5 protein-coding genes are annotated in these 7,411 nt (G+C 58.1%); 3 read left to right on the top strand and 2 right to left on the bottom strand.

Annotated elements, in window-relative coordinates:
- Positions 1-112: 112 nt before the first annotated feature.
- Positions 113-391: a TRAP transporter large permease subunit gene (locus AC2FLM_RS01050; RefSeq protein ID WP_496854881.1), complete on the top strand. Its 279-nt coding sequence runs from the start codon at positions 113-115 to the stop codon at positions 389-391.
- A 201-nt stretch (positions 392-592) separates the two neighbouring features.
- On the opposite strand, the gene AC2FLM_RS01055 is transcribed toward AC2FLM_RS01050, so the two are convergent.
- Positions 593-3,103, bottom strand: a complete 2,511-nt coding sequence (locus AC2FLM_RS01055) for an arylsulfatase (RefSeq protein ID WP_496854882.1) — start codon at positions 3,101-3,103, stop codon at positions 593-595.
- 400 nt (positions 3,104-3,503) lie between these two features.
- Positions 3,504-4,292, bottom strand: a complete 789-nt coding sequence (locus AC2FLM_RS01060) for a DUF2092 domain-containing protein (protein ID WP_496854883.1) — start codon at positions 4,290-4,292, stop codon at positions 3,504-3,506.
- A gap of 231 nt (positions 4,293-4,523) precedes the next feature.
- Here AC2FLM_RS01060 and AC2FLM_RS01065 point away from each other — a divergent pair, with 231 nt between their 5' ends.
- Positions 4,524-5,516 carry a helix-turn-helix transcriptional regulator gene (locus AC2FLM_RS01065; protein WP_496854884.1) on the top strand — a complete coding sequence of 331 codons (993 nt, stop codon included), beginning with the start codon at positions 4,524-4,526 and terminating at the stop codon, positions 5,514-5,516.
- A 605-nt stretch (positions 5,517-6,121) separates the two neighbouring features.
- On the top strand, positions 6,122-7,297 hold the full coding sequence (locus AC2FLM_RS01070) for an adenylate/guanylate cyclase domain-containing protein (RefSeq protein ID WP_496854885.1): 1,176 nt from the start codon (positions 6,122-6,124) through the stop codon (positions 7,295-7,297).
- Positions 7,298-7,411: the final 114 nt, after the last annotated feature.

The raw sequence follows: 7,411 nt of genomic DNA on the forward strand, positions 1-7,411 counted from the left end.
TCTGCTTCAAAGACATGGAATCACAAGGCAAGCATCATGGGAATCCTGAATCCGATCAGGGGCGACACGCTCTAACCGATACCTGTTCGGCGTCGTTCCCCTCTTCGTGCTGATGGGACTGATCGTTGACGCTGCCGACATCGGGCGAGATGCCTATCGCGTGGCTGCCTGGCTACTACAAAAGATCCGGGGCGGTCTTGGCATCGCAACAGTGGCCGCCAACGCTGTCTTCGCCTCCATCACAGGCATCTCCATAGCCTCTGCTGCCGTGTTCAGCCGGGTCGCCGTCCCACAGATGGTAGCCAATGGTTACAATAGGCACCGCAATTCGGTTCTGGAACGGCGGCTGCGTCCTCCCGCAACAAAATTCACAAATAATACAATGACTTAGGCGGCTCCCCGCGAAGCTCTTTTGTATTTGCGCAATTCTTGTCAACGCTCAGTCAACGTTTGGCCAAGCCCCTGTTTTTCTTAGCTTCTGGTAAAAAGAATTTGAGCCATCGGAAATCCACAAGTGGATCGCTGGTTCCTCTTCAATTCCATACGGAATATGGAAAACCCGACCGCACCTGTGGCACGGTCGGGGAAGAGGTCAATCGCTGGCCTTGAGCATCGCGTCCTTGAGTTTGGCAATGTCGGCATCCGACAGTTTGGGGCGAACGACCTTGATCGTCAGTTTCTCGAGCTTCGCCGTCAGGGGGAACGGTGGCTTGTAGTCGGCGTCGTTTACCCCGGTCAGCGTGTCCGAGCCGATGTCGAAGGCTTCGTCCCATTGCAGGATCATCGGCAGGGTGTGCTTCATTTCCTTTGAAGCCACAGCTTTGCCGTCGACCTTGAGCGTACCCTTGCCGCCCTTGCCAAGCCCGCTGGCGCTGCCAAAGGCCAGAGTGGCTGCGCCGAGCCCCTCATATTCGAAGTCGAATGCGACGGTGTGCTTGCCGGAAGACAGTACCTCGGTGCCTTCCCAGGCAATGCGTTCGAGGTTGACCATGTTCCACAGGAAGACGGGCTTGCCGTCCTTGAGATAGAACCCATAGCCTCCGAACCGGCCGCCCGATGTCAGGATCATGCCTTCGGCGCCGCCTTCGGGCACGTCGATCTCGGCCGTGATGGTGTACGAACTGTTCAGGATACTCGGAGAGTCACCTTGCGGCAGGCCCGTCATAGGCCGGGTATAGACGAACTCGTTCCGGCCTGCGGTGATGTTCGGGCGCGGTTGGGCAAGCCGGGTGGTGACCGAAGCATCCATCGGGAAGATCTGATATTTCTTTGCTTCCTCGATAAAGATCGCCTTCAGCTCCTCGACTTTGTTGGGGTTCTGCCCTGCCACATCGGTCGTCTGGTTCATGTCCGTGGTAAGGTCATAGAGTTCCAGGACCTGATTGTTGAGCGGATCAGGGTTCGGCTTGCCGGGCGTTTCCCACGGCATTCGGTTGACCTTTGTGCTCAGCAGCCAGCCGTCGTGATAGAGCGCCCATTGACCCATCATCTCGAAATACTGCGTGCGGTGGCGGCTGGGTGCGTCGGCATTTGCCTTGTCGAACGTATAGGCAAAGCTGGTGCCTTCGATCGGCGATTGCAGGATACCGTCCACCTCCAGCGGGGCCTCCAGCCCGGCAGCTTCCAGAATGGTCGGCATCACGTCGATCACGTGCATGAACTGGTCGCGCCGGCCGCCCTTGTCCGTGATTTTCTGCGGCCACGAGACCACCATGTTCTGGCGGATGCCGCCCAGGCGGTTGGCGTTCTGCTTGAAGTAGTCGAACGGCGTGTCAAAGGCCCAGGACCAGCCGGCGGACATGTGGTTATAGGTTTCCTCGGTTCCCCAGACGTCATACCATTTCATCTGGGTCTCGGCGGGCATTTCTGCCACGCCATTGAACCATGCCACCTCGTTCGGGGTACCCATCGGGCCGCCTTCGGCGCTGGTACCGTTGTCGCCATTGATGTAGATTATCAGGGTGTTGTCGAGCTTGCCTAGGTCGTCGATAGCCTGGATCAACCTACCGATTTCGTGATCGCTGTAAGCCGCGTAGGCCGCGAAAACCTCGACCTGACGGATGAACAGCTTTTTCTCGGTTTCCGTCAACTGGTCCCAGGGTTTCAGCTTGTCGGCCGGCCAAGGCGCGAGCTTGGCATCCTGCGGCACCAGCCCAAGCTTTTTCTGATTCTCGAATATTGTTTCGCGCAGCGCCTCATAGCCGTTGTCGAACAGATCCATGGCTGCAATCTTGTCGACCCATTCCTTGGTCGGGTGATGCGGTGCATGGGTCGCGCCGGGGGCGTATTTGACGAAAAACGGCTTGTCCGGGGCGATCTGGTGCAGGTCGGTGATATGGGCGATTGCGTCATCCGCCATCGCGGTTACCAGATTCCATTCCGGGTTGCCATCGAACGGATAGATCGGCGTCGTGTTCCTGTAGAGGTTTGGTTGCCACTGGTTGGCATCACCCCCGATGAAACCATAGAAATACTCGAAACCGAGACCTGTCGGCCAGAGATCGAACGGCCCGGCCTGGCTGGACTGGAAGGCCGGAACGTTGTGGTCCTTTCCGAACCACGAGGTTGCGTAACCGTTTTCGAGCAGCACGCGCCCGATGGTGGCCTTGTCCCTGGTGATGATGCTGTTGTAGCCGGGATAGCCGGTGGATTGCTCGGAGATCACACCGAAACCCACCGAGTGATGGTTGCGCCCGGTGATCAGCGCGGCCCTTGTGGGTGAGCACAAGGCAGTCGAATGGATATTGGTGAAACGCAATCCCTCGGCTGCGAGCCTGTCCATCGTTTCGGTGGGGATCACCCCGCCAAAGGTGCTGGGAACGCCGAAACCTGCATCGTCTGTGAGGATCAGCAGGACGTTCGGTGCGCCATCCGGAGGCGTCACACGCGGTGGCCACCAAGGCTCGGACTGAAGGGCCTGTTCCTGGATCACGCCGCCAAAGACAGGAGGCGGCGCAGGCAGTTGTCGTCCGTCAATGGTGGATGTTGCATTGGGCGAACCAGCCGCAGCGGGGAGCTGCCCCGTGTCCTGCGCAAACGCGGGAGAGACCAGCGCAAGCAAGCCGGTCAGGACCGTTGCCTTGATTGGTGGTAGCATATCCATGGTGCATCCTTTCCTGTGGTTGAACGAAGTTTCTTCGAGTGCCGTCGCGGTCCCTTGTCAGCAGTGGCGGGATTGCCCGGAACCGGAACGTCGTGCCGAAGATCCATCCCTTGTTTGAAACCCGACAATCATCTGTCCCAAGGCCACGGCTGGCTGCCTCGCTGGAAAACCGTGGCCGACAATCGAATGCCTCAGCAGTTGTAGACTCCCGCCGCGCAACGGCGCACCGTCCTGCGCCCCACGCCTGCGACACTCACCGGCGTGAGAGGGCGACCCACGCGGGCCTCGGCTTGTCCGATCAGGGAAACAGGCGTCAATCCTGAAAGTGGACCCGATGGGCCGGAAAGTCCGGCGAGCGTCAATGTCAATGCGATTGCGGCAAACCTGGATGACCTGCGCATCATTTCTCGACCTCCACGATGAAGTTCGGCGGCAGGTTTCGGGCGCCCTTGAGGTAGTCCGCCAGGGCGACTTCGGTCGCGGCCGCCGGTTTTTCAGGTGCAAAATCCGCTTCGACCGGGCCTGCCTGCCAATTGTGAACCTCGATCCGGTACTGCGGGGCGAGGGGAATGTTTCGGGACGTGATGATGAACATGCAGGGGTATGGGGTATCGCCCTGGGCGACCCAGATCTGCCAGTCGGCCTCTTCACCCCGCAAGGCGAGGTGATCGCAAAGCATCCCTGATACGACCCCAACGCCCAGGTCCTTGATCTCCGCCGTTGGTGCGGTCAATCCCCCATGGCCTCCGCCAGTCAGCAGGTCCGCCGCGGGAAGGGGTTTGGCAAAATCATCCCTCAGCGTGTCGATCAAATGGTCAAGCGTGCCGGGCAGCGCGTGCCGGGCAAACAGCCCGGCGTCGGAATCGGTCAGCGACAGGGTCTGGCCATCGAAGGCCAGATCGGTGTCCGTGTACCCGGTTCTGCGCAGCACGCGGATTTTGTCTGGCCGGACCAATGCAACCGATCCGGATGCGGCAAGCCCCAGTCTTTCACCATCGCCGGTGACGATTTCATGATATTCCTCGAAATCGAAGGAAAGGGCGTCGAGAGATGACACATACTCGGTCATCGACCCAAGGATGTCGCGGGCGTCCGCTTCTTCGGCAACCGTTGCTTCAGCAGTGATAAGCAATAGGCTTCCGGCTATCAGAGCAATATTGACAAGTGATGAATTAGACATTCCCTTCATGCGATTACCTCCATGAATTCAAATGCAATTCTCCCAAAGCCCTCTTGGGGAAATTGAAAAACTTTCCGGGTTTCGACCCAGACCAGTCAAATCGGCGGTCGGTCCGCTTCCTGTCGACCTGACTGAAAAGTTGACGGCTAAGCGGGGTCTTCGGTATTGATCTGGATCAAGAAAGATCTTTGGATTTGACTTTGTGGGCCACGCCGTGAGGCAGGTTCGATGGGAGGCCGTGTGAGCATTTCGATCCCCCTCATTCGCGCCGCGGCCATCCATCCGATGCGACGTTGGCTGAATGAAACAGGCCGAAACGCCATACCGTTGCTCGAGAAGAGCGGCCTGGACTGGGTGCCGGAGGGCGATCCGTTCGTGCCCATCCCGTTGCGCGGGGCCGTTTCCTTTCTTGCTGAGATCGCGCGGACGGAAGGCCCCGACGCCCCGTTCCGGATCGTCGGCGACCAGGGCGCATTCGAAATCGGTTTGATCGGAGCGGTAGCATTTAGTGGCAGTACGGTTCGCGAGGGGTTGCAGAGGGTCGCGCGGCACATGCGGCGGCATTGCACGCACGAGCTTTTCTTTGTTGACGAACTGGAGGACGCGATTCTGGTGCGGGACGGCTGGAGCCTGAACCTTGGGCCGGATGACCATCTGCATGCGGTGCAACAATATGTTGCGGCACTTGTCGACATGATCTGCAGCGTAGCGTCGGGCCGCCATGGGAACGCGGCAGCGGTGGAGATGCTGCCGCACCCGCAATCCGGATTGGCGCACCTTAGACCCTGGCTTGGGAGCCGGGTCGCTCCGGCACGCAGTCGGGCGTTGGTGATGACGATCGACAATGCTGTGGCGGACCAGCCCATGCCGGAATGGGTGGGGATGAGGATGTCGGGCGCATTGATTGCCGAAGCGCCTGACTTGAATACGGGCTCCACGCTTGGCGATGGCTTGTCCGTATTGCTTGAAAGTATGCTGTCGGAAAAACGGCCGACGGTGGACTACGCCGCGCGGGCAGCTGGCGTAAGCGCTCGCACGCTCAAGCGCCGGCTTCAAGACGAAGACACCAGTTTTTCCCAGATACTGGAAAGCGTTCGCGTAAGCCTTGCCCAACGCCTGCTTTCCGCGAAAGACCCACCTTCGCATGCGGTTGTGTCCAAGAAACTGGGGTTCGCAAACCAGGAGACCCTGAGCCGAGCGATCGGTCGTTGGAAGCGCAAGTCAATGACTTGAGAGCCAATTTGTAACGGAAGGTTTGGAATGAGCCATTCGAACAGAGTTGGAATGAACCCGAAACGCAGGATTGTGGTCTAGGGCCAATAATTGACCCGTTTTTCGCCAATCCATCGGGGCCGTTGTGCGCTCAGGTTTTGTAGTAAGTCCGCTACGTGCTACACAGCGGTCATCGCCCAAACCGTTTCGAAAGGCAGCAAGGTCCGCGACCCGGTCATTGCCGTCGAAAAAATGCTGCGAGATGCACGAGAGGCCGGAATGCGTGACCTGCATCGCGGCGTCGCGGCCTGTGATGAAAGTCAGCAAAGGGCCGTATCCACCACTTGGCGACAGCCAGGCGAAAGTTGGCTTTGTCCGCTTATGAGACGTCGGAAGCAGCGGTGGCGAAGGGCCGCTGCTGGGAGAAGCGGTCGTTCGGGCGCAAAAGCGGACGTCGCCGGTCGGTTCGGTCGTCTCGAAGGGCTTCTGCAAGCGGCTTTGCGGACATCTGACAGAAGCGGTCAGATGTCTCAGAAGAGCCCTAAGCGGGCATAGTGCTATTGCTCAATCGGAATAAGATGACTTTTACACTGTAGGTCGGCTAGGGTTTCTTCAGGAGACCGCCCATGCATCGAAATCCTCGGCTCTCGGCTCTCAATTCTTGGCTGGCGGCAGGTGCTCCCGGTGCAGATGGCTTTGGCGAGATTAATGCCGAAATTGGCCGCCGACTGAGAACCGCCGATCTCCCGGTCGACTTCTTTGGCGTCTACAAAACTTTGATGCATCCTGAGCTTCCTGGACGGTTCGATTACTGGACCGAAACCGGTGGGCCGAAAATGAGCAGGCTCACTCCCCGGCAGCTCAAAGAAAGCAATCGGTGGATTGGAACTCCGGGCCAAGTATGCAGCAAGACCGGGCGAATGTTGCTTTACACATTTGGGGACAACCCCGAATTCGACGGCAGGCCCGATATGAAGGCGCTACGCGAGAGAGGGTATGCCCAAAGCCTTTGCTTGCCTTTACACTCCAGGTACACACCCGATCTCAACGTTGCGGTTGCCATGACCAAGGCCGAAGATGGCTTCACCTCGGACCAGATCGAGGCACTCCGTAGTCTTCAGGCGCAGATTGCGCGCGTCACGGAAGGGTTTGTGCTGCACGAAAGCACCATAGCGGTCTTGTCCACCTATGTAGGACGCGATGCCGGAGCACGTGTTCTTACAGGGAACATCCGACGGGGGGATTCAGAGAATATTCCGTCAGTCGTACTATTCATCGACCTTGAAGGTTTCACCCAGTTCTCCAACCAAGCGACTCCGGAAGATACAATAGGCTTCTTAAATCGTTTCTTCTCGGTTCTCGATGAAGCGGTGAGCAGGAATGGCGGCGAAATCCTCAAATTTATTGGTGACGGAGCAATGGCCATCTTCCCGACCCCAGACGACCGAGCTGCTCAAGTCGCTGCTGTCGATGGTGCTCTTGCGACCCTAGATGAAACGCGCAGGACGATGGCGAACCAGCTCGAAAGCCCATCAGCCCTCAAATTTCGCGCCGCGCTCAATGTTGGAGATGTTCACTACGGGAATATCGGCAGCGTAAATCGTATGGACTTCACCGTTGTTGGTCCAACTGTCAACCTGACCTCACGCCTGTTGGACATCGGCGCATCACTCGGCAAACGAATGGTGTGCTCGGAGGAGGTTATCCGGCTAATAGATGGGGTGTCAGAAGACCTTGGCGAACACCACTTCAAAGGGTTCGAACAACCAGTTCGTGTGTTCTCTTTGGAAGGTTACGGCTGATCTGACCAAGTCCTTAGATGCGAATTTGAATAACTTTCCTAGGCTCCAGACCCATTGATTTTGGTCATCTGCCGTGATTCAGGGCTCGCAAGGAGACCTGAATGATGAGCAACC

Source organism: Ruegeria sp. SAZD011 (assembly GCF_059612545.1).